Genomic DNA, 23,435 nt, shown 5'->3' on the forward strand with positions numbered 1-23,435 from the left:
AAATTTTTCGCCCAGCTATCCGCTTCATAACCAAATCACAGCCAACAACGCGCCTCGCTTTTGACCGCCCTACTCCCGTTGCTAACGCTCATTTACCCTTAAAAACAAAAATATTTTTAATTATAAAAAATAATCTACTATATTTGTAGAGTATTCAGAATTGCATGATGCAATACCAACCGAGTGCAGGCACCGCGGTGGTAAATTAATACGGGTTTCGACCAAAATAAACGTCGCAGAACGATTATTTTCCCTACAAGATCTGGATACAGTTTATGGTTTAATCCTTTAAATTTTTAAATTGTATGGCTACTACAACAAATCTTTACCAACACTTACTGGAAAAATTCAGTTATTATTCAACAGATGAACTGATCCAGCTCAACAATGACACCATCTTAGGACAAGGCTGGGGTTCAGCCAAGGCAACCTTTAGAACAGCTTTGATCAGTACGTTCTCCAAAAGAGGACTGGATCTTTCCAACATCATTTCCAAGGAAGACGGTTTTACCTCAGTGAAGCATGTTCCTGTACGCTTGGAACAGAATGTCCTGATTCCTTTACAATAATCGTTATCGGCAAAAAAAAGCGCGCATCGAAAGGACTTCGTGCGCGCTGCTGTGGTTGGTTTAGGAAATTGCCGATTTAAAAGAAGGCAATAATCTTATTATTTATAGTTTGGATTCTGAATTAACACACCTGCGCTTTTCTCAATTTCTGTTTGTGGTAATGGCCAGCGGTAAAATTTGTCTTCAAAATGATAGGGCACTTTACTGTCTTTGACCGCATTGAGTACTTCGCCTGCGATATGCCAACGAATCAGGTCGTAATGCCGTAGTCCTTCGAAAGCAAGTTCAACCCTTCTTTCGTGACGGATACGGTCGCGCATTTTTTCCTTGTTATAACCGGCAGGGAACCCGGGCATCTGAACGCGGCTCCTCAGGGTATTCATAGCATCGTAAACCGATTGATCTGGTCCGGCGATTTCATTTTGTGCTTCGGCATACATCAATAACACCTCTCCAAACCGCAGTACAACAGCATCCTGTTGGCTCAATGTTGAAAAGCCGAAAGGTAAGTTGGCCGGATCCAAAAATTTCAGCACCCCATAACCTGTAGGCCGCGGATTGGACGGTGTATGGATCTTACCGCCGCCAAAGTCGGGATGATCCACGAAAATTGTTTTGCTCAAGCGCGGATCCCTATCTTTGAAGGGATTGACTCGGTCAGTCAAAGGTGATTCGCCAAAAGGCAGACCATCTTTGCATTCATAGGTATCCACGAGGTTTTGCAACGGTGAAGCAGCAATCCAATCGCCTAGGTACATGTCCCAAGGGGCTGTATTATTCGGTGCCAGAAAATTGACCGAAAAGATAATCTCGGTATTGTTCTTCTGTGTTGCGTCGCGAAAGACATTTTCAAAAGCCGTACTCAGGGTATACTCTTTCATGACATCGGTGCATAAATCTTTTACCTCTTTCAGAATTGCTAAATCGGGCACCCCTTTATCACCATAAGCCGCAAACAGTAAAACCCGTGCTTTCAAGGCTTTTGCTGAACTTGCGGTCGCATGCCCCCCATTGTTGAAATACGGTTTAGCCGCTAAGTTGGCGATCCCGAAATCCAGATCGGCCCGAATCTGTTTTAGAATATTTTCCGCAGTTTCCTTTGGCTGACGTTGATTCTCCAGACTGAGGGGAGTCAGTACAAGTGGCACTTCACCATAGATACTGTACAATTGGAAATACACAAAAGCACGGATAAAGCGGCCTTCGGCTTCCATATTTTTCTTCTCTGGATCGTTCATATCGGCGCCATTGTAGCCCTGAAGCTTCTCGATCAGGCGATTGGCACGTCCTATTCCCACATAAGCATCGTTATAAATTCCGGTTTCATACCCCCCTGTGGTCGGATTTAAATTCCCACCTACGATTTCATTGACGCTACCTGAGTTGAACTGATTGTAGCCATTGTCGGTCAGACAGTCCCGGAAAGGCATCCCATAGGAGAAAGCCTCACTCTGCAATGACGCGTATACACCGGCCAATGCATTATCAAAATCCGATTTTTTGCTAAAATAGTTGTCCGAAGCGATCTGATCCAAAGGATTAAGGTCCAAGGCACTGTTACAGGAACCCAAAAATAGTCCGGATAGCATCAACGCTGTTATAAATTTCTTTTTCATAGCACTTAAAAGTTAACTTGTACACCAAATGAATAAATCTTGTTTTGTGGATACTGTACCAGATCACCATTTCCATAGCGTTCAGGGTCCAAGCCCTTAAATTTGGTCGCAGTAAGGAGGTTATCACCCGAAAAATAAACCCTTAGGCGGTCAATTTTATATTTTTTCAACAGCCCTTCAGGTAAAGTGTATCCGAACACAAGATTTTTCAACCTGAAGTATGAAGCATCCTGTATAAAATAGCTGGAAGCACGGCTGAATTTCTCCGGAGCACTCCAACCCCAATAAATACGGGGCATCGTTGTCGAAGGGTTTTCAGGTGTCCAACGGTCTAACCAGTCTTTTGTCGGCGGACTACCCTGTACAAATGGGGTTACACCCCAGCCCGAAACATAGGATTTGACGCCATATACTCCTTGTAATAGAGCCGAAAAGTCAAAGCCCTTAAAACTTGCACTTAGATTAAAACTATAGTTCAGCTTTGGATCTACACCGGCTATCATTGTTCTGTCGTTGGCATCTATTTTTCCGTCCCCATTGACATCCCGATACTTCAGATCGCCGGGCAGTGTATTATCATTAAACTGCTTAGGCGAACCTGTTACTTCTGCTTCTGACTGGAATATGCCAATGACTTCGTAGGTATAAAAGCTGTCCATTGCATAGCCATTTTTTTTGATCGTATAGCCTCCGATTTCAGGTTCTCCAAATTTGACCAGCTTGTTTTTGAAACGATCGAGGTTTGCACCGAGCTGATAGCGTAAACCTTCCAATGCTCCCGTAGTAATCTGATTACGATAAGTAATTCCCAATTCAACACCTTTATTCTCGACAATTCCATCATTTACGTAAGGTGCTCCCAAACCAACGATTGCAGTAATCTGTGACTGTCTTAGAATATCGGTCGTCCTCTTTTTATACCAGTCAAAAGTGATATCTAAATTTTTAAACAGACTCAGGTCCAATCCCACATCGGTCATCGTTGTTGTTTCCCATTTAATAATCGGGTTGTTTAACCCTTGTTGAGCGACACCTGAATTTAGCGTACTATTATCAAAAGAATAATTTCCGGTAAGTCCCAATACGGGTTGATACGGATAGTTGCCGGTATTCTGATTTCCGAGTTGGCCCCAGGATCCACGGACCTTCAAATTATCCAGCCAACCGGAAGCGAATTCCTTAACAAAAGATTCTTCCGATACACGCCAGCCTGCAGAGAAAGAAGGAAACGCTGCCCAACGGTTTTTACCGTAAAACTTGGAACTACCATCGTAGCGCATATTGGCTTCCAAGAGGTATTTCCCTTGATAATCATAGTTCAATCGGCCGAAATAAGAGATCAGCGCCCATTGGTTGGCGGTTCCGTTTGCCCGTTGAATATCCGATCCCCCCGCATTTAATTCTGTTAGTGTATCGTCGACAAAATTCTGTCTGAAGCCCTGGAGGTAGGTATACTTACTTTTTTCAATGCTATATCCGGCCTGAGCTTTGAGATGGTGTGCCCCAAACGCGCGATCATAGTTGAGGTAAGTAAATAAATTGGTATATATCGTTTGCTGATCCTGATCCGTAAGGCCCTTTCCAAGATCCAGTGTTGTTCCGAGCGTGCCCGTATGGTAGTAATATTCATCCAACGTTGATTTATAATCCTTGTACTTGTCCATATTGAAATTATAGGCACCTTTGGTATACCAGGAAAGACCTTTAAACAGCTGTACCTCCATCCAAGCCTGTAAATTGGCTGCATAGTCATCGGTATTGTACGTGAATTTCCGATCCAATACGGCCATAGGATTTTTATTGTTGTACTCCCAGTCGTAAGCTTTGTACGTGTACCGTCCGCTACCATCCGGCAAAAATGGGCCATAGGTTGGTGCCTGCGACATGGCCGACAGGAACAGGTCTTTGGATCCGCCTGGAATAGATTCGGTATGTCCTGTTTTGAGCAAGATATTTGTTCCGAATTTAATACCTTCCGAGATTTTGGTTGTCAGATTGAGGCGGGCGGAATAACGGTCATAGTTAAAACCTTTGATCATTCCATCCTGATTGACGTAGCCCAAACCAACATTAAAGGTTGTCTTCTCATTTCCGCCCTGGATACCGAGATTATGGGTATAAGTGGGTTTAGTTTGGAAAATAAGCCCCAGCCAGTCCGTATTTGGATATTTTACAGGATCGTTGCTGTTGCGATAGGCAGCAATCACATCGGCGGGATATAGGCCATCGTTGAGATTGGAATTCTTACGCGCTTCGTTGTATAATTCCATATACTGCGCCGAGTTGGTGATCAGATCAAACATTTTCGTAGGCTTATAGATACCAACATTTCCGTCATACTGAACGGTTGTTTTTCCCGATTTCCCTTGTTTCGTCGTGATCAGAATAACGCCATTGGCTGCGCGCGAGCCGTAGATTGCTGCGGAGGCTGCATCTTTCAGCACGCTGACATTTTCGATATCATTGGGATTAACGTCGGAGAATTTTCCCTGCACACCATCGATGAGCACCAAGGGATCTGATCCGGCGCCGCTAAAGGTGCCCTTACCACGAATGCGGATGGATACGCCTTCATTGCCCGGTTCTCCCGAGCCTTGATTGATTTGTACACCCGGGATTGCCCCCTGCAGCATGGAAGCCGTATTGACAACGGGCCTTTTGATCATATCTTTGCCACTCACTGTAGCCACGGCACCAGTTAGGTTTACTTTCTTTTGCGTACCGTAACCGACCACAACAACCTCTTCCAAACTCGACGAAGCGTCGTTCAGCTGCACATTCACGGTTCCTTCATTGGCAGCAACAGCCATTTCCCGGGTTTCAAATCCCAAAGAAGAGAACGTCAGTACGGCAGTTCCACCCGTCAGGCTGAGCTCGAATTGACCCTGCTGATCCGTTTGCGTTTCCTGCGTTGTATTTTTGACCCGTACTGTCACACCGGGTAGCGGGCGCCCTGTATTGTCCAGCACTTTTCCTTTTATTGTACGCTGTTGACCTATCCTATCGAGGACGCTGTAAGGGGCTTTTTCTGTTGATGCAAAACGACGGTCTGTCGTCCTTAGTGATGCTGCTGAGCCCGTGTAGGGTACAGCTATCGAAAGACAGAGTGCCATTATACTGGCCTCAGGACCGAAGGACAGGCCCTTGATCAAAGGCCATTGTCTTGTCTTTTCTGTTTTCATATTTACTTTTTTTGTTTATAAGGTGCTTTTATCTTGAAATTTTTGACACAAAGCATCCCCTATCATGCAAAAAATTGCATGATCCAATTCGGTTGAGGACGCTATGTTTTGTTATTTTTCTTTTGTACGATAGGCGATCCAGTTATGATCTATACATACGTTAAGTTGTTGTGATTTGGGTGAATAAATCTGATAGTTCAGTATCTTACCATCTTTCCATTCCATATCTAGCGTGTGGTTTCCCTTGATGCGCATGCCCGTGACCCGGCCTTCTTTTTTCCAGGCCTGAGGAACCGCCGGTAGAAGATACACCGTATCCTGATGGGATTGCACCAGCATCTCGGCAATGCCAGCTGCTCCACCAAAATTACCATCGATCTGAAATGGGGGGCCTGCTGTTAGCAAATTGGCGTAAACACCACCCCCGGCGCCATAATTGATATGTGTATCAACACGTGGGGTCATGAGTTGCCGAAATAATTTATAAGCCCGTTCGCCTTCATGCAATCTGGTCCAAAAGAGTAGTTTATGAGCAATGGCCCAACTCGGTCCATCATCCCCCCGCACATCTAAGCTTTTTTTAGCAGCAAGCTGCCAGTCTGGATGTTCATCATAACGAATCAGATAACCCGGATACAAACCGTACAGATGCGAGATATGCCGATGCTGCGGATCCACCTCTTCATAATCTTCGATCCATTCCATGATGCGGCCATCTTTGGCGAGCTGCACAGCTGGTGCTAAACGTTTCAGTTGCGCCGCAACCTGCGTTAAAAAAGGATCCGATTGTTTGCCCAATAATCCCGCTGCATGGATGATATTTTCAAATAATTCGCGTACGATTTGATTATCTATCGTTGGCCCCATCGTGACATTTGCCTGCTGCCCATTGGGGAGCTTGAAGGAATTTTCGGGAGATACAGAGGGCGAAGTCAACAGCCAGCCCTTGGTTGGATGTTCGTTCAGGGCACTGGAGTAAAACTGTGCTGCCCCATAGAGAATCGGGTATATCCGCCGTAGATAGTCGATATCTTCGGTATAGAGGTAATGTTCCCAAAGGTTATTGCAGAGCCAGCCCGAGCCCGCATTGGCAATGCCCCAGGAAGCAGACTCTCCAGGTTCGGTATAGCCCCATACATTGGTGATCACATGGGCTACCCAGCCCGGTGCGTTATAATACGCTTTCGCGGTTTTTGCCCCCGGAGCCATAAGGCCTTCCACAAGCCCCACCAAGGGTTCATTGAGTTCGCCCAGATTGGCCGCCCCGAGGTGCCAATGGTTCATCTGCACATTAATATCCAGGTGGTAGTCCCCATTCCAGGGCGTCTGAATCTGATTTGCCCATAAGCCCTGTAAGTTTGGTGGTAGCAAGCCTAAGCGCGTACTGCTGATACTAAGGTAGCGACCATACTGATAGAATAGAGCTGCTAATCCTGGATCCTGATCCGGTTCTTTACCAAAGGCCACCAGACGCTGATCGGTCGGTAAGTCATCTTTCGACTGTCCTAACTGGAGCGACAAACGGTTGAACTTTGCCAAGTAGTTTCGTAAATGTTCGGCATACTGCTGGCTATAGTTTTTTTTCAAAGCCTTTGCTAGCGTTTCAGCTGTGGTACTCTCAAAATCCTTACCTTTAAAATCAGTATCTGTTGCCACGTAAATCAGCACTTCGTCAGCCTGTTGAATAACAATAGATTCTCCTTTTACCAGCTGTTTCCCTCCTTTTATCTGCGCGCGGACACGTGTTTTAAACTGCATTCCTTTACCGTCCACACCATTGTCCAATTGTCCTACCAAAACAAGCTCGCCATCCTCGGTCTTGGCAGTAGCCCTTTCGGGACGGTCAATCTTGATTTCCAGGCTAATCTGTCCTTTTTTGCTACTCTGTAAACGAATAACGCCCAGGTCATCAGCAAAGCTTGTCCAATATTCGCGGCTATACCTGACGCCTTTGAGCTCATAGCTTGTTTTTGCCATCGCTTTATCGAGATCCAATTCCCGGCGATAGTTCTGCACTGCATTGAGATCCGTTTGTCCGTCAAAAGCAAGCATCAGATTGCCGAGCACTTGGTAACAGCCCCATTGCTTGCCGCCCGATCCGGGGCCTTTGCAGATAAAATGCTGGTCTATCAGACGCTGAGCAAGGTCGTTTTTCCCACTTTTGATCAGATTTCGAATACTATCCAAATACCTGCTGGCCTCATAATTATTGGCATCCTGAGGACTTCCCGACCATAGTGTGATATCATTGAGTACAATATGGTCATTCTTCAATCCACCGTCGGGCATCATACCAATTTTTCCATTACCCAGGGGTAAGGTCTCCTCCCATTGTTTTGCCGGCTGCCGATACCAAAGTTTGCCGCCCTGCACTTGCCCAAATAAGTTGCCCGAAAAAAAGAAAACCACAAGCGTGCAAAGTAACTGACCTTTCCGAAGATTTATTTTTGATGATCTATTCATGTGGTTTTAGTTTTTTGTCCAGTCATCAGTTCGGAAGGGAGATCCGGGTATCCCGGCTTCGTTGTATAAAGTCAGGTCCGGGTTATCGGCCCAGCCGTAGCGCACTGCGACGGGCGATGGTACTTCTTTGGCAGATACGATCAGCTTGTTTCCGACCTGTTTGACTTCAGCAGGATAAAAAACCTGATCGGCACCAGCAATTGTGAAACTACCGTTGCGGTTATCCGTTCCTTTCAGCACCAGTTTTTTGCCCATGGGGTTAAAACTAAGTTCCATTTCTGCAGCTTTTGTCGTCCAATGCTGAAGGACAGGACCCGAATAAGGGATCTTCTTGCCATAGAGCTGCGCTGTTGCGATCCAGCCAAGTCTTCTACCGACATCCTGCTTATTTTTCGGATGGATATCCTGTGCATCGCCGATATCCGTTATAACAGCCATACCTGTATAAGGCAATTTGAGTGTTTGGCGCTGCGCTTCCCGTAATCTCGCCCAGGAAGAAGGCTGCGGTGTTACACTTTTCGCTTTAAAGTTGGCCAGTTGAACAAAATAAAAAGGCATCTTTTCATTGTTCCACTGCTGGCGCCAGTCCTGAATCAATGCGGGCAGCAGTTGCTGATAAGGAGCGTCTTTCGAATCCGCGTTACTTTCACCCTGGTACCAAATGGCGCCTTTTATTTTAAAATCCACAAAAGGCTTAACCATGGCATTGTAAAGCACAGTAGGTCTGTTGGGTCCCTCCATCGCATTAGGTTTTGCGGGCAGCTTCGCCAGATCATAACCAACTTTGCATTTCCAGTCTCCAACGAGAGATAGCTGTTCGCCATTTGGCCCTTCCAGTCGCGGCTGTTCTGTTCCGCCATATATTCCGCCATCGCCGGCTCCGTCAAATACGCGAACGGCGATATGCAATCGGCTGCCGTTGTTGGCCGTTGCAGGAACAGTATATTTTCGAATCTGGTCGTAACCGACAGTTTCACCCACTTTTGTACCATTGACATAAGTGATGTCGTTGTCATCAATCGCTCCCAAAATCAACTTGAGGGGTTTACCTTGCCAATGTGCCGGTAGTTCAACGTCTTTGCCAAAATAAACGACACCATCCATTCCCGGAAATAGGTTCTTATCAAAAAAGCTCGGAATTGTAATCGTCGACCAGCTGCTTTTATCCAATTGTGAGGAAAACCACTCGCCCTGCGTTGCTGTCTTCACCTGATCCTGCTGTTCGGCGATACGATTCCATTCGGACAGATCTTTCGCATAGATTTCCTGTGCATCCGGACGTTGGATTTTCTCAATGGCCGCCGTATAAGTTGAAAAAGGTGAAAGTGCCTTCCTGCTCATCCAGGCTTCAATAATTGTTCCGCCCCAGGAGGAATGAATCAGGCCAATGGGAATGCCTGTTTTCTCGTAGATCTCACGTGCAAAAAAATAGGCCGTCGCCGAAAACTCCGGAATACTTTGTGGCGTCACCGGATTCCATCCACCGGACTCCACCTTCACTGCGGTGGTAGGTTGATTGGCGGTTGCTTTTGGAATCTGCAAAATACGAATATTGGGAAAGTTGGCTGCTTTGATTTCCTGCTCAAAGTTATTGATCTTACCCCAGCCCGCCAGGGGCATTTCCATATTTGACTGTCCTGAACAAAACCAGACTTCACCGATCAGAATATTTTTTAGGATCAATTGATCACCATCGTTGATGGTAATTTGGTAGGGTCCACCGTATTTCGGTGTCTCCAGATAGACTTGCCAGGCTCCTTGCTGATCGACCTCAACCTGATAGCTCTTGTTGTTCCAGCTGGTGTTTACGCTAAGTTCCTTGCCGACTGCGGTACTGGTTCCCCAGATCTTGACCTTTTCTTTCTGCTGCAGCACCATATTGTCGCCAATAAAAGCCGGCAACTGTACTTTGGCCTGTAGGGCAGAAAATCCACTGGCAACGCTGAGTAGCAGGGCCAACAAAGTCCGTTTATACTGTTTAGGTTTTATCATGATTTTTGAGTTTGTTGCTCAATTGGGTTTATACATTTAGTGCATCCGAAGTCCCGGCTGTTAGAGTCGGAGCTTCGGATGTACCACAGTTATTCTTTTAAAGTGCCGATATTTTTAGTAAAACACTGGTACGGTTGCTATTCAGGTCTGGATTTACGCCAACTTTCATCAGGTAGTCGCCCGAATAGGTTTGTCCCTGGCCTAAGCTCGACTTGGTTCCCGGATACAGGTTGATCTCCTCCACCCGGTATTGCTTTTGGGCATCCAGTCCTTTTAAACGAACAGGATCGGTTGTTCCGATACCATAGCGATTATTGACCAGGTAGTTGAAGATGACAGCCTCGGTTTTTTGGCTATTTACATAGCTGAGGGCGGCAAAGTCACCTTCACGTGGATCGGCCAAACGATACTGCTCGCCATGCCAGATTGTTCCTTTTAGCGCGTCGTAATTCTTTACCGCCTGCTGGCAGAATAGCAGATCCTGTTCTTTCAGGTGGCTCACCACAATATCAAAACCCAGTTTGCCCATCATCGCTACATCCGTACGGAATTTGAGGGACTGTTTTCCCCAGTCTGTCACATGGTTTGAGGTGCTGATTGCCGGGAAAAAGTACGAATACTCATACTGCATAAAAATACGTTCCAAAGGGTCTGTATTGTCCGAAGGCCAAAATTCGGTAAAGTACCGAAGTGCCGCATAGTCCACACGACCACCACCGCCCGAACATAACATCATCGGCACTTTCGGATACTTCAAACGAATGCGCTCCAACACTTTATAAAGGCCTTCCACATAAGAAACATAGAAAGCACCCTGGTCTTTTAGAAATGCGGAATGCGCATTGTAAATGACCGCATTACAGTCCCACTTGATATAGGCCAATGCCGGATTTTTAGTAAACAGATCGTCCAGAATCTGGAAAACAAAATCCTGCACCTTGGGATTTGTCAGATCCAGGATCAACTGATTACGGAAGTAATGTTCTTCACGCTGTGGCTGTTTGACGACCCAATCCGGATGTTGCTCGTAGAGTTCGGATTTGGGGCTAACCATTTCGGGTTCTACCCAGATACCGAATTTAACGCCCTGTTTGGTCGCTTCTTCCACGAGTGTCGCGATACCATTGGGCAATTTTGTCCGGTTGGGTTGCCAGTCTCCTAAACTGGAGTGATCGCTGTTACGCGGATATTTATTTCCAAACCAGCCGTCATCCAATAAAAATAGATCTACGCCTAGTTTCTTGGTATCCTGAAGCAAACCTTTTAATTTTTGTTCATTAAAATCAAAGTAGGTCGCCTCCCAATTGTTGAGTAAAGTCAGGCGCTCGCCATTTCCATCCAGCAGTTGATATTTACGGGCCCAATTGTGTAGATTTCGGGAGGCGGTGCCTTTTCCCTTTGTCGACAAGGTATAGATCAATTTGGGTGTTGTAAACTCCTGGTTGCTGGCTAATTTTACATTGGAAGCATAGTTATTTATGCCGGCAATGATACGTAGGTTATTGAGGTAATCCACTTCAAAATCCACCTTAAAATTTCCACTATACCCGAGGCTTGCCATCAGTACTGTTCCTTCATCTTCGGATGCCGCCTTGCCCAGAGACACCATAAAGGAAGGTGGCTGGAATAAATTCGCGCGCGTTCCGAGCTTACTGTCCAGCACTTTAATGCCATGTGTTAACGGAGCCTCGTCCACCTGCATTTCTTTTGCCCAGTCGCCATGGTACTGCCGTAGCCAATACGCGTTGGAGCGCAGGGTCAGATTGGCCGAAGCAAATTTTTCCAGCGTGACGACCTTCTTTTCCTTATTCTGGATCGTTGCCCACTGCTCAATGATATCCTCATTCAAAAACGATTTGTAGTGTAAAACGACATAAATATCGTATACCGGATCTTTTAGGGTGATATCAAGCTGTTTGACATTGGCATCCAGGTTTTTCACCGCATGCTTTTCATAGCGCAGGTCCAGCGAGCGGTTACCATCGGCATGAACGACACTGATGGCTGGTTCCAGTAGGTTTTTTGAACCTGAGGGTGTATACGCCGCATTGGAGAGGCCACTATAATCGGTCAATTGCCTATAACCGCTTGCAATGGTCGAGTACTCTTTAGAATCACTCAATTTTTCACCGTAATAAAGCATTTTCAGTGTTTTCGTGGAATCGTACTCCAACACTAAGGCATTCGATCTGGTTTCAATAGGAATCTGTTTGGACTGCGCCTGTGCCTCCAGATGGACAAGCCCCTGGGTCATCAAAAGCCCGAGTACAACATGTTTAAAATGATGGGTTGGCATATATAAATAGATTTAGGATTTGTTAACGAACTTGACTATTTTGTTTGCTTTCAATTGAATCTTATAAAGGTATTTACCATTGATTTCCTGCTGTGGGCTTAGACCTGCCAACGGGGAAGGACTTAACACCTGAATCGTTTGATCCTGCGGCGATGAAAGAATAAGCTGCATAATGCTGCTGTTGCTCCATTCCATCTTTTCGATGTGTACATTGCCACGGGCTTTGAACCCTTTAACTGTTCCGGCCGACCAGCGATCAGGCAGTGCAGGAAGTAATTCCAGCACATCCGTTTGCGACTGCAGCAACATTTCACTCACCGCAGCCACATAACCTAGGTTACCATCTATCTGAAAAGGTGGATGCGCGCAGAGCAAGTTGGCGTAAACGCCACCGCCATTGTTGTAATCAATACCATCGCCGCCAACGAGGTTAATGAAATTAGTTAGGATTTTATAGGCGTGATTCCCATCCTGCAAGCGGGCCCAAAAAGCCACCTTCCAGGCCATGGACCAACCTGTCGATTCGTCGCCACGCGCGGTCAGCGTAACTCGTGCAGCTTTGGCCAGTTCCGGTGTTTTTAAAACAGAGAATTGGTTACCGGGGTACAGACCAAACAGATGCGAGACATGGCGGTGCTTGTCCTGTGGATCATCACGATCCGTTTCCCACTCCTGCAGCTGTCCCCATGTACCGATTTTGGGTTTGAGCAGCGCATCGCGAAGTGCCGTGATATGCTTACGGTAATCGTCGTCCAACTTTAAAATTGTACTCGCCTGGATGTAGTTGTTAAAGAGATCGTAAATAATCTGGTGGTCGTAGCTCACGGCATCCTCTGTGGGTCCATGTTCCGGCGACCAGCCCTTTGGCGCCACCACAGTTCCGTCTGGTCGTCGAACCAGACGATCATCCCAAAACTCACTTATTTCTTTTAAAATCGGATACGCAAATTCGCGTAGGTATTTCTCGTCCCTGTTAAACGCATAATGCTCCCAAAGTGCCTGAGCATACCAGGCACTTCCGGGCGTGTTCCAAAGGAAGCTCTCCCCACCGAAGATATTATTTTCGGTCTTTACGGTCCAGCCTCTTACGCCCGGAAATTCCTTCTGTGTATTTATTTTTTTCACCTCACGCATGCTATTGATATAATCGAGGTAAGGCCAGGCCGATTCACGCAGATTAGCGACTTCTGCAGGCCAATAGTTCATCTGTACATTGATATTGGAATGGTAATCTGAGCGCCATGGTGGATTGTTACTGTTGTTCCAGAGCCCCTGCAGATTTGCAGGCAAACCGCCTTTCCGTGAGGAACTGATCAGCAGATAACGTCCATATTGGTATACCAAAGCTTCCAGAGCCGGGATCGGCTGTTTTTTATAGGCTTCCAACAGCGCTTTTGTTGTTTGCTTGCTGTCCAGCTGGCTATGGTCGAGATCAAGCTCTACGCGGTTGAACAGCGCTGTATAATCTGCAACGTGCCGTGCCAGCAGCTTATTTACACCATATTTTTCCGCTTGCTGCAGATAACGTTCATTAACCTTCATTGGTTCTTCGGCCGACTTCCATTTGGTAGCCCGTGTATTGGCGTAATCTGTTGCGGCACTCAGCAGCAGAACAATTCGATCGGCAGATTTTACGGTAAGGACAGCCTGTCCTTTTTCATCTGTCGTTTTGGAAAGTGAACCACCTACGACCTGTACGCGTATCTGTGCGGCATACCGCATGCCGTTGTCGAGCGTTCCCTGAAACCACAGATGACCATCTTCTACCTGCACCGCCTGCCCATGTGCATCCTGAAGTGCAATCTGGGCATTGAGTTTCCCTTTTTTACTGTTCGCATAGTCAAATACCATGACCTGATCGGGCTGACTCGCAAAATACCGACGGTTGATTTGCTGTCCATCCTGCTGATAGGCTATTTCATGCAGCCCTTTATCCAAATTCAATTTCCGGCTATAGGCGGTAAAGGATTTATTAACGTCGGAGTCAAAGCAAACAAAAAGATCACCAAAAGCCTGATAGGCACCTGTTTCCTGTTCATCACCTGTCCATAGGCTATTTTCATTAAATTGAATATGTTCCTGATTTACGCCCGCGAAGATCATGGCGCCAATTCGTCCATTTCCGATGGGGTATGCTTCAGTCATCCAGTCCGTTGCGGGCTTATTATCCAAGAGGTAATAGCGTTGTGCCTGGGAAGTGCCAAAACAAATGATCAAGAGTGTTAAGAGAACGTATTTTATTTTTGTGTGCATCAACATAGCGGTTTATACAATTTTATTGGGCAATGCCCAAGGGTGAAAAAACAAGGTATATGACAATCATCAGGACAATCAAAATTGCGCCCACACCATAGCGGCCTTTCCAATAAGCTTCTTTATCCTGGCCCGAAAACTCAAATTGATACTCCGATAGATAGTTTGGCTGGCTCAGTTTACTTCCCCCCCAGATAACCAGTGCCACAGCGATAAACAACAGCGCGAACAGGTGCAGATAGTGTAGCTCTGTTTTCCAGACAAACACCAGAAAAAAATAACTGAACATGTATAAAAACAATCCAATCTGTGCCATGCGCGGTGTCACACGGCGGGATAAAATCCCCAAGATCATAATCGTGAAAATGGGCATATTAAATAAGCCCGATACGGTCTGCAAATAGGTATAAAATCCATCGTGGGCAAAAAGGATAAAAGGGGCAATAAACATCGCTGAAATTGAAATAATCAATTCGAACAATTTCCCTTTTCGTACCAATTCCTTTTCACTGTATGGCCTCTTTTTATAAGCCAGATAGGGTTTGTAAATATTAAAAATAAATAAACTGCCACAGCTCTGCAGCCCTGCGGTATATGTTGTCATCGCAGCGCCAAAGACCAAGGCCAAGGAAAAACCGATCAGGATATCGGGAAAAATTAAAACGATAAGTTTCGGAAAAACAGAAGCCGTAGGCTGTACATGCGGCAACAGATGCACAGCCAAAAGTCCCGGCAGATTGATCAGCAAGGGCATAAGGAGCTTACCTCCCGCAGCCAAAGTCATCCCTTTTTGTGCCTCCTTTAAATTCTTAGCACTCAGGGCCTGCTGTGCAATATAGGGTTCCATCCCCCAGTAATAGAAATTGATCAGCAGCATTCCGGTAAATAAGGTCGAAAATGGGACCGCATCATGCTTTCCGCCGACAGCATTGAGGTGCTCTTTTTTTTCATGCAGTAACTGCGCTAGACCAGACCAGACATCGCCACCTCCAAGGTGCCAGAGCGCAAAGACAGGAATGAGCACAGCAAGTAAAAACAGACATAAGCCTAAGCTTAAATCCGATAAGGAGATCAGCTTGAGACCTCCCAAAATACTATATAAACTACCTATCACGCCTAAAGCCCATACCAGCAACCAGATGCTCTGCCAATAGGTAATATGCAATAACGCCGGGACATCAAACATGGTCGCAAGGCTCAATGCTCCACCATACAATACAGGAGGCAGCAAATTGACAATATATCCAATCAAGATGAGGATAGAAACCAGCATTTTTGTTTTGGTGTCAAATCGCAGTGCCAAGAAATCCGGAACCGTCCGAAAGCCATGCTTAAAATAAATAGGTAGCAGAAATTCCGATACCAAAAGCATGGCAACAACGGAACTAATGCCCCAGCCGATAACTGAAAGATTATTGATATAAACCGATTCGTTTTCACCTATAAACTGGTTGGCGCTCAAGTTTGTCAACAGCAAGGCTGAACCAACCATCCAAAAGCTATTGCTCTTTCCAGCCAGGAAGAAGCCGTTGAGCGTCGTGGAATAGGTGGTCTTAAATTTCCATAAGGACCATAACGCAACCAAACCGGTAAAAAGACAAAAACTAAAAATTATCATCGTAAAACTTTCTTTTTTATACAGAGCCGCGATCTGCCAATGTTGTCGGCACCACTTCCCGGATCAATGTTCTTTCGAGCACAAACTTGGCTGCTTCGGCCCCAATCCGTGCAAAACTTGTCGAAAAGGTGGTAATACCACCGCTGATAATCTCTTTAATAACATCATCATTATGCGATAAAATCCCCAGATCCTCACCCAAAGTCCAACCCTTTTGCAGCACCTCTTTTAACATCTGGTAGAGCTCCGGATTATGAATGGTAAAATACAGTTTCCCCTTTTTTAGATCACCTACATGGTATTGCTTTTCGATATGACCTTTTACCTTATAGTCTTTCAAAAAGCGCAAGAACGCATCTTTGATTTCATTGGGTTCGGCTGTATTTTCCCTAAAATAGAAGATCACTTCTTTATACTTTTTGATCTTTGGATAAAGCTCCTGAAACACGGCATAGGTGGCTGCTTCAAATTCCTGAGAAACATAAGAATATTCCGCCCCTAAATCCATCAGCCGGTCGATAATCAATAGTTTTGACACAGGAATATTTCGCAATAAACGCTCAGAATCGGCATTTTCAATCGGAGCGACAATATATACCGTATATCGTCCCTGAATACGATTGAAAATATCTTCAAAGGTTTCCATATTGTTGTGATGGAAAAAAAGATCGACCGTCACTTCCTCCGGAAGATTCGCCCGCAATTCGGATACCAAGGTATCCTGAAAAGTATCGTAAGCATATAACAACACGGCAACTTTCTGTTTCAACTGCGTGTTATTACTGACTACAAAATATCCTTTTCTATTTTTGGATTCCACGACTCCATGGGCAATCAGATCGCGGTAAGCCTTAGCGAAGGTTTCGCGTGCATAACCCAGGTATTGGATCAAGTTATTGACAGAAGGTAAACTGGCATGTACCTCCAGTTCATTGGCATCAATGGCATCCAACACGCCCTGCACAATACATTCATGTTTAGAGAGTGTATTCAATGCCTCCAGGCGTTTGATCCGATCGATCAATACTTTAAAATTTTCTTCTTTGCTTATCTTCATATGTTGTGATTAAAACAGGGCAATCTTAAATAATTTTGCACCTGCCTGCTCAAAGGCAATGGATTTCTCAGCGACAAATTCCTGCGCTGTTTTTTCAAACAGTTCCACCGCCTTATAGGTTGTATTTGGCGCTAGGCCAATCTGTTTAAAATCTATGTTTATTGCTGCCGGGGCTGTATTGAAATTAAATACGGCCACATACAGCGTTGTTCCAATCTTTTTGTAATAATACGTATTTGCGGCTTTTCCTTCTACAAATCCTGCCGGACGGAAGCTTTTACCGTCGGCTATAATTTTTAGAATTTCGGGATCCTGCAGATATTGATTCATCTTTGGCTGCCAGTTTTCTTTTTTCGACAGGTCATCACCAAGGATAATGGTCCCCGTTACCACACCGGAAAGCAATCTTGCCTTATTGACCTCAGGGCTTTCATCATGAAAGACCAGGTGGTCGGCATCGATAAAATCGTAGAGATAAGTTTGCCACCAGCCGTAACTAACACTGTTTAAGGTATACTGAGTTTGGTCGATCGTCTTCCAGGCGTCGCAGGCTATTCTGCGCATGTGTGCAAATTGGGCTGTTGCCAAGGATGGCGAAATTGCTGCGTAGATCAACATTTTACCCTGCAGCACGTCGACGAGATGTTTCATCCCCACAGCATAAGCCTGCATACCTGTCTGAATTTTCTTATCGTAAAAACCTGTGGATTCGATTGCCGCGTGAGAGAGGAAATCGACCTTGATCATTCGGAAGCCACAGTCGACCAATTTGCCCAGGATCACATCCATACGGGCCAACGTACCGGGATGTGTCGGGTCAAGAGCCCGACCACCATCTAAATTGTGGTAGCCTTTTTGGGTTTTGGTCCAAAGCTGGCCAAAGGTAAACTTGCTTCCCTCCGCCTTGCGGTCGGGACCACTTCCATGCCCCCAGTCTGTAAAAGGGGCCCAATACACACCGGGCTTGAGGCCCAAAGAATCACAATAGCGAACAAATTGCTTCAGCTGCGTGTAGTCACCTGACATACCTCCGGGCGTCATATTATCCCAGAAAGAGTCAAGATCTATAAAAGCCTCGCCATCTGCGTTCCGGAAATAAGGAATATCTTTTGCGAAATAGTCTGCTGTGCCTGTGGCATTCTGAAAATTAAGTTTTTCCTGTATCACGCCCCAGCTGTTCCAGCCGACAGGTGTGGCTCCTTGCCAAGATTTCACATAGGCCGGCGATAGCTTCCGGTGGATTTTAGCATAGTTTTCGAGCCCAATGCGCCAATCCTTGTCGTAAGACACGAGGTATTTTGGAGAGTGAATGACATCCCCCTTCACCGTCCCGTGCGCCATGGAATCACGTGTGATAGTTACATCTGTAAATCCCGCCTGTGCTGCCAGGTGGCTATATTGCCCCTGATCTCCTTCAATCGCGATACCCGATTTCCAGACGGATTGATCCAATGAACCAATCAACAGACCGTTTCCGCTGTCCTTATCGTATACAACGCCGACCTCGGCGCTGCGCTTACTATTCATTGCAAGGACATTGTTTTCATACGAAATAAACGTATCGTTATCAAAAGGAACAGCCAGCTGGTACAAGGATTTTCCCAAGCCGGCAATTGAAGCATTTGACCAGATCGGCACAAGTTCATTACTGGCTATATTTTTACCCCTAACTTCCAGTTCAAGGATGACACCATCTATTGTGTCGTAGCAATAAAAATGCTGCAGCAATGTGATGCCCTGTTGGGTTTTAACAGAAATGGTATACTGTATGCCTTTGCCCAAATTGTCCTGAATAGGCTTTTCTGTGACGCTGCGGGTTCCTTTCAGTTTATCTGTACTAATTTTCTGTCCATTAGCAAGTGCCACATAGGCACTTGCTTGTTGGATATAGGCGACTTGATCTTTACTTAGTGAATATGTTCCATCTTGTTTGTTATAGGTCAACGTTAGGCCATTTTTCTTGACCTGAAAAGGCTGCGCGTATAACATGAAGGTACATAGCATAAAACTTAGCGCGAAAATAACTGTCTTCATTCTGCTTGATATTATTGTAAATTGATTTGAAAAGCGTTGATCTTCATGTAATGGTCAGGTTGAAAATTGACCAGCATTCCCATATTGACAGTAACCTTTTCTTTGATTTCAAAATAAACACCATCTGATTTAACATCAGCATGGGCCATTGCCTGTTGAATCTGCTCAAGATCTGGAATTCCACTGTTTGCTTTGCTAACAACCAGTTTTGCTGGCGGTTGATCATAATTTGTCCAGGATAAGTTACAAAAAAAACGATACTTACCGGGTAATAAGGTTACTTTTTGCTCTATTTTACCATTTATGATAGCCGGAGCTCCCCAGCCTGCTTCAATGTTGACCACGCCGCCATCGTCCGATCCAAAACCACCGTAACCGTTATGGTTTTTCATGGCGGCGTTTGTCATCCAGTTGTCCAAAACTCCCCAGCGATTACCGTCATAGACCGTCGCTGTAAATGGTGTTTTATAATTCTGGAGGTACCAAGGTGTGATATTGTCTTTTTTCACAGCCAATTTGGTCGATTTGACCATAAAGGTATCGATGGCCGAACTATCGGGTCTGAACACGGTACGATAGGAAACTTCGGCACCAGGAAGATAGCGTTGAAGGCCAATCTTTTCATCCTGATTTTTAGTACGCACCACGGTATCTGTGGTACCACCATCCCAATTTCTATACGCGATACGCAGTCCATCAAAGCCCATGGTTTCCGATACATTTTGCAAACCCAATTGCAGTTGCTGTCCAGCAATAAAATTCTGTTCGAGTACCACACGTTGGTAAAGTCCTTCGCGATAACGATCGCCATATACGTTCCCCACCACATAGGTCGGAACAGAAAAGCGTCCTGCGGCATCCACACTACGAATTTCTAAATTCATAGGCCCTTCAGGCAGTTTATCGATTAAATAACGTACGGTATCCACCTTGCCCGTCAGTTTGACCGGTATCTTCATCGAATCCTGCTTACTGTTCCAATAGATCCGTAGCTCAGACACACCAGAGGAAGCTCTATAGACACCTTCTACTTGTATACGGTATTTTCCCGAACGAACTCTAATCGAGTCGAGCTTTGCCGGGTAGATAATTGCTTTCCCGTCTGTGTGCTCGGTAAACTCGTCCATTTTGGAACAAGCCGCCAACAGCGCCACGATAAACAGGGACAGCAATACGATATATCTTTTCATAACTTTGCTTTTTAAATTGATTAATAAACGCCCCACACCTGAATCTGGTTAATCTGCATAAAATAACTACCCCGCCAATTGCGCAGATTGCGAATGCGCAGGTATTTGTATTTCGGAGCATCTTCCGGTAGATCAAATGACCAGCCAGAGGTACCATACACTTCGTCTGCATTGGTATTTGTTCCCGACGGTGTTCCCGATGGTTTACGTACCGTGCAGGTAGCCAATTTGGTCCAGGACTCCCAAGAGCCATCCAAATTCGGCGTATTGCTTCCCCAGATCTCAAAATCACGTAAGTTTCCCTTATCGTAGAAGCCGTTTTCCCGTCTTGGAAAGATCACCACCCGGCTTAGTTTTGCTTCTCTACCGATCGAGAAAGTGACCGATTGCGGTACCCCTGCATTCTCTACCGTATAAAAGCTTGGCCATTTGCCCGTATTGAGATTGCCATCCCATAGATTGTCCATAGAACCGTAGAGGATTTGCGCATCTCCAGGCAAGCGTAATGGCGTAAACAATTGCCGGTTAAACAGATTTTCCTCCAATGGCGTAATCGAAGTGTACAGTGTATCGGATTTATTTAACCAGCGATCACGGACATAAAATGCGAACTTCATTTCTTTGGATTTCAATCCACGGACATTATATAGGATGATAGAATCCTGTCCATAGTAATTGTCCAAGGGCAGGTACTCCCCATTGTTGAGCGAGTCTACCATCGGTACGATCACAACATTTCCTTTTTCCTTATTGGTTGAGGTAATGCGGATACCGCCAAAGGCAGCCGTTACTTTCATCTCCCCAAACACCAGATTAAAGATCGGCGTCTTGGGCTCAACAATCACATCTACGGGATCCGACACAACCTCAGCCTTGCTTACCGCGTATAATTTAACGGTTTGCGGCTTGGTATCGGGGAATCCATCAATTAAGATTTCATTGGTGTACGTCGATGATTTGACAACACGGGTGGCGCCACTCGCCATCACGTATTCGGCTTTGACATAAAGTATGTTATCATTCTCTGGAAGGCTATAATGTATGGTTGCCTGTCCATAACCGTTCACGACGGAGGGATGCTGTACCAGTCCCGGTTTGGTCTGGTCGTCCTCCATTAAAGTCCAGCCTTTTTCCTCTTTACAGCCGAGCAGCAGAAACAGCAAACCAGCCATGACATAGATACTATTGCGATATATTCGTTTTTTCATGATTTTCTTCAATTTAATACGCTAATTACCAGCCTGGATTTTGTACCAAATTCGGGTTGACCAACAGATCGCTTTCTTTAATCGGCCAAAAATAGTCCCTTGGTGCCACGAATCGTTGTTGATAGAAGGTCTGTTCCTGATAGAAAAGCTCCGGATGGTCCTTATCCTGATTGCGATCCCAGCCCGTGATATTTTTGTTGAGTTCCTGCGCGGCAAGCTTCCAGCGTCTCAAATCCCAAAAGCGGGAACCTTCAAAGCTCATCTCAATATTACGTTCACGTTGTATGATAGCACGGAGTCCTTCTTTTGTCGTTGGTTTAGCGCTATTAAAAGCATACTTTGCCCAGGATTCTTTCACCCCTTCCAGACCAGCGCGCTTGCGAATTTTATCGAGATAGAGGAATACATCGGCTGTCGGTCCTTCACTTTCGTTCAACGCCTCGGCATACATCAGATACAGGTCGGCAAGCCGTAGCATAGGCCATGGATATTCTTCGATATGCGAGCTGTTTCCATCCTTAAAGGCAAATTTCCAATTGACCAGTTTCTTTGGGTAATAGGTTGTGATCGGCACGGAAACACCACTGCCAAATAAGCCTAAACGAAGCTGTGTTGTCCAGGTATTTTCGTCTGTCTGACTTGGGCTATTTTCCATGTACCAAACCCCACCGTCAAAGCCCACATTGGCGTAGAAACGATTTTCACGGTCAAAATGCAAACGCGCTGTTCGGTAATTTTCGATATTGTTGAAGCGTTCGTCATGCGTTCCAGTACGCAATTGATTTTTATTGCTAAAATCAAGGGTTTTGTCTTCATCCATCGGCACCCCGTTTTTCGTATAAAACTGTTCAATGATTTTAATTGTCGGGGCCAAGGTACCGTTGACGCTGTTGTTGCCGGCATTATTCGGATCGATATGCGCCATGGACGAGTACTGCAACTGCCATGTCCGCGAATTCGAATTCCCCCAGATGATCTCGCGGTTCCATTTTTCCGTCACAGCGTTACGAATGCTCATCTGAATCATTGTGGTATTGGACAGTGGACGTACCGGTGTTGGAAATTCGTATAGATTCATACCCAGCTCCTCACAGGCAGCAATAGCTTCTTTTGCAGCCTGCGCTGCTTTACGCCATTTCTCGGCTTGGAAGCTCTGATTAAAAAATAAGGTGCCGTCCACATTTTTGAAGGTTGCATAATCCGTATTACCATTGAATAACGGGCTCGCTGCATATAATAGGACTTTCGCCTTGATGCCTAAGGCAATCGGTTTTGTGATATGCCCCAGATCAGTTACTGGCGACTGCACCGCACTTGGCAGCTTACTTGCGGCCTCATCCAGTACCTTCACGATATAATCCGCTACTTGGTCAATCGGCTGACGCTTTACCTGCGTATCCTCAATTGGTGCTGTGACAGGTACGTTGACATCCATAATGGGAATAGGGCCATAGTGACGCATCAGCATAAAGTGGTAATACGCTTTTAAAAACAGGACTTCACCCTCCCAGGTGGTACGTTCGTCTTGCGTCATATCACGTACCTTTTCGGGATTTTGAATGTTTTCCAAAAAGATATTACAGTCGCGAATGGCATTGAACATCGACCGTTCGCGAACATTATTGATTATATGTCCGTCCCAATAGTTGACATAAGGATCGGTGACACTTTGATTGCCACGGGCGATGTTCCAGTTTGTCCCGTTGATACTCCGCGTTGGGTAATCCAGCCAGAGCTCATCTCCTGCCATAAAAGCAGGATTTATAGTCGGTTCACCATCATTGGGCAAATAAGAATAACAGGTTGCCAAATATTTGATCGCTTCGCTACGCATGGTAAAGGCATTATCTATTGTGGGGGCATTGTCGGGTACGACATCCAAATAGTTGCAGGATTGAAAAAACAATAGACCTGATACCACCATCGATTTAAATACAGTTAACTTTTTCATGATACA

Annotated in this window: 13 protein-coding genes and 1 riboswitch; of the genes, 1 reads left to right on the plus strand and 12 read right to left on the minus strand. The window is 45.5% G+C overall.

Going from position 1 to position 23,435, the window contains the following annotated elements:
* The first annotated feature begins 145 nt into the window (after nt 1-145).
* A riboswitch (SAM-I-IV-variant riboswitch) is annotated at nt 146-239 on the plus strand.
* A gap of 66 nt (nt 240-305) precedes the next feature.
* Entirely contained in the window at nt 306-569 is a 264-nt protein-coding gene (locus tag M2419_RS05730) for a 5-oxoprolinase (protein WP_070567048.1), read from the plus strand.
* A gap of 98 nt (nt 570-667) precedes the next feature.
* On the opposite strand, the gene M2419_RS05735 is transcribed toward M2419_RS05730, so the two are convergent.
* From M2419_RS05735 to M2419_RS05790, 12 genes are all read right to left on the minus strand, one after another.
* Nucleotides 668-2,185, minus strand: coding sequence for a RagB/SusD family nutrient uptake outer membrane protein (locus tag M2419_RS05735; protein WP_259254487.1), 1,518 nt, complete (start codon nt 2,183-2,185; stop codon nt 668-670).
* Between the two features lie 5 nt (nt 2,186-2,190).
* Entirely contained in the window at nt 2,191-5,367 is a 3,177-nt protein-coding gene (locus tag M2419_RS05740; RefSeq protein WP_259254488.1) for a TonB-dependent receptor, read from the minus strand.
* A 111-nt stretch (nt 5,368-5,478) separates the two neighbouring features.
* Entirely contained in the window at nt 5,479-7,830 is a 2,352-nt protein-coding gene (locus M2419_RS05745; RefSeq protein ID WP_259254489.1) for a glycoside hydrolase family 95 protein, read from the minus strand.
* Nucleotides 7,831-7,836: 6 nt separating this feature from the next.
* On the minus strand, nt 7,837-9,822 hold the full coding sequence (locus tag M2419_RS05750; protein ID WP_259254490.1) for a sialate O-acetylesterase: 1,986 nt from the start codon (nt 9,820-9,822) through the stop codon (nt 7,837-7,839).
* 97 nt (nt 9,823-9,919) lie between these two features.
* Nucleotides 9,920-12,118: an alpha-galactosidase gene (locus tag M2419_RS05755; RefSeq protein WP_259254491.1), complete on the minus strand. Its 2,199-nt coding sequence runs from the start codon at nt 12,116-12,118 to the stop codon at nt 9,920-9,922.
* A 12-nt stretch (nt 12,119-12,130) separates the two neighbouring features.
* Nucleotides 12,131-14,371: a glycoside hydrolase family 95 protein gene (locus M2419_RS05760; protein ID WP_259254492.1), complete on the minus strand. Its 2,241-nt coding sequence runs from the start codon at nt 14,369-14,371 to the stop codon at nt 12,131-12,133.
* 22 nt (nt 14,372-14,393) lie between these two features.
* Nucleotides 14,394-15,989, minus strand: a complete 1,596-nt coding sequence (locus M2419_RS05765; protein WP_159731655.1) for a solute:sodium symporter family transporter — start codon at nt 15,987-15,989, stop codon at nt 14,394-14,396.
* A 16-nt stretch (nt 15,990-16,005) separates the two neighbouring features.
* On the minus strand, nt 16,006-17,046 hold the full coding sequence (locus M2419_RS05770; protein WP_153845195.1) for a GntR family transcriptional regulator: 1,041 nt from the start codon (nt 17,044-17,046) through the stop codon (nt 16,006-16,008).
* Nucleotides 17,047-17,055: 9 nt separating this feature from the next.
* Complete coding sequence (locus tag M2419_RS05775) at nt 17,056-19,080, minus strand: alpha-galactosidase (RefSeq protein ID WP_259254493.1); 2,025 nt, start codon at nt 19,078-19,080, stop codon at nt 17,056-17,058.
* A gap of 11 nt (nt 19,081-19,091) precedes the next feature.
* Nucleotides 19,092-20,270, minus strand: coding sequence for a DUF4998 domain-containing protein (locus tag M2419_RS05780; protein WP_159731659.1), 1,179 nt, complete (start codon nt 20,268-20,270; stop codon nt 19,092-19,094).
* A 20-nt stretch (nt 20,271-20,290) separates the two neighbouring features.
* Entirely contained in the window at nt 20,291-21,478 is a 1,188-nt protein-coding gene (locus M2419_RS05785; RefSeq protein ID WP_153845192.1) for a DUF5000 domain-containing lipoprotein, read from the minus strand.
* A gap of 25 nt (nt 21,479-21,503) precedes the next feature.
* The gene (locus M2419_RS05790) at nt 21,504-23,429 is read right to left on the minus strand and encodes a RagB/SusD family nutrient uptake outer membrane protein (RefSeq protein WP_182330864.1); all 1,926 of its coding nucleotides are present in this window, start codon (nt 23,427-23,429) and stop codon (nt 21,504-21,506) included.
* Between the last annotated feature and the right edge of the window lie 6 nt (nt 23,430-23,435).

Origin of the sequence: Sphingobacterium sp. BIGb0116 (assembly GCF_024808035.1) — a bacterium.
Lineage (GTDB): Bacteria > Bacteroidota > Bacteroidia > Sphingobacteriales > Sphingobacteriaceae > Sphingobacterium > Sphingobacterium paramultivorum.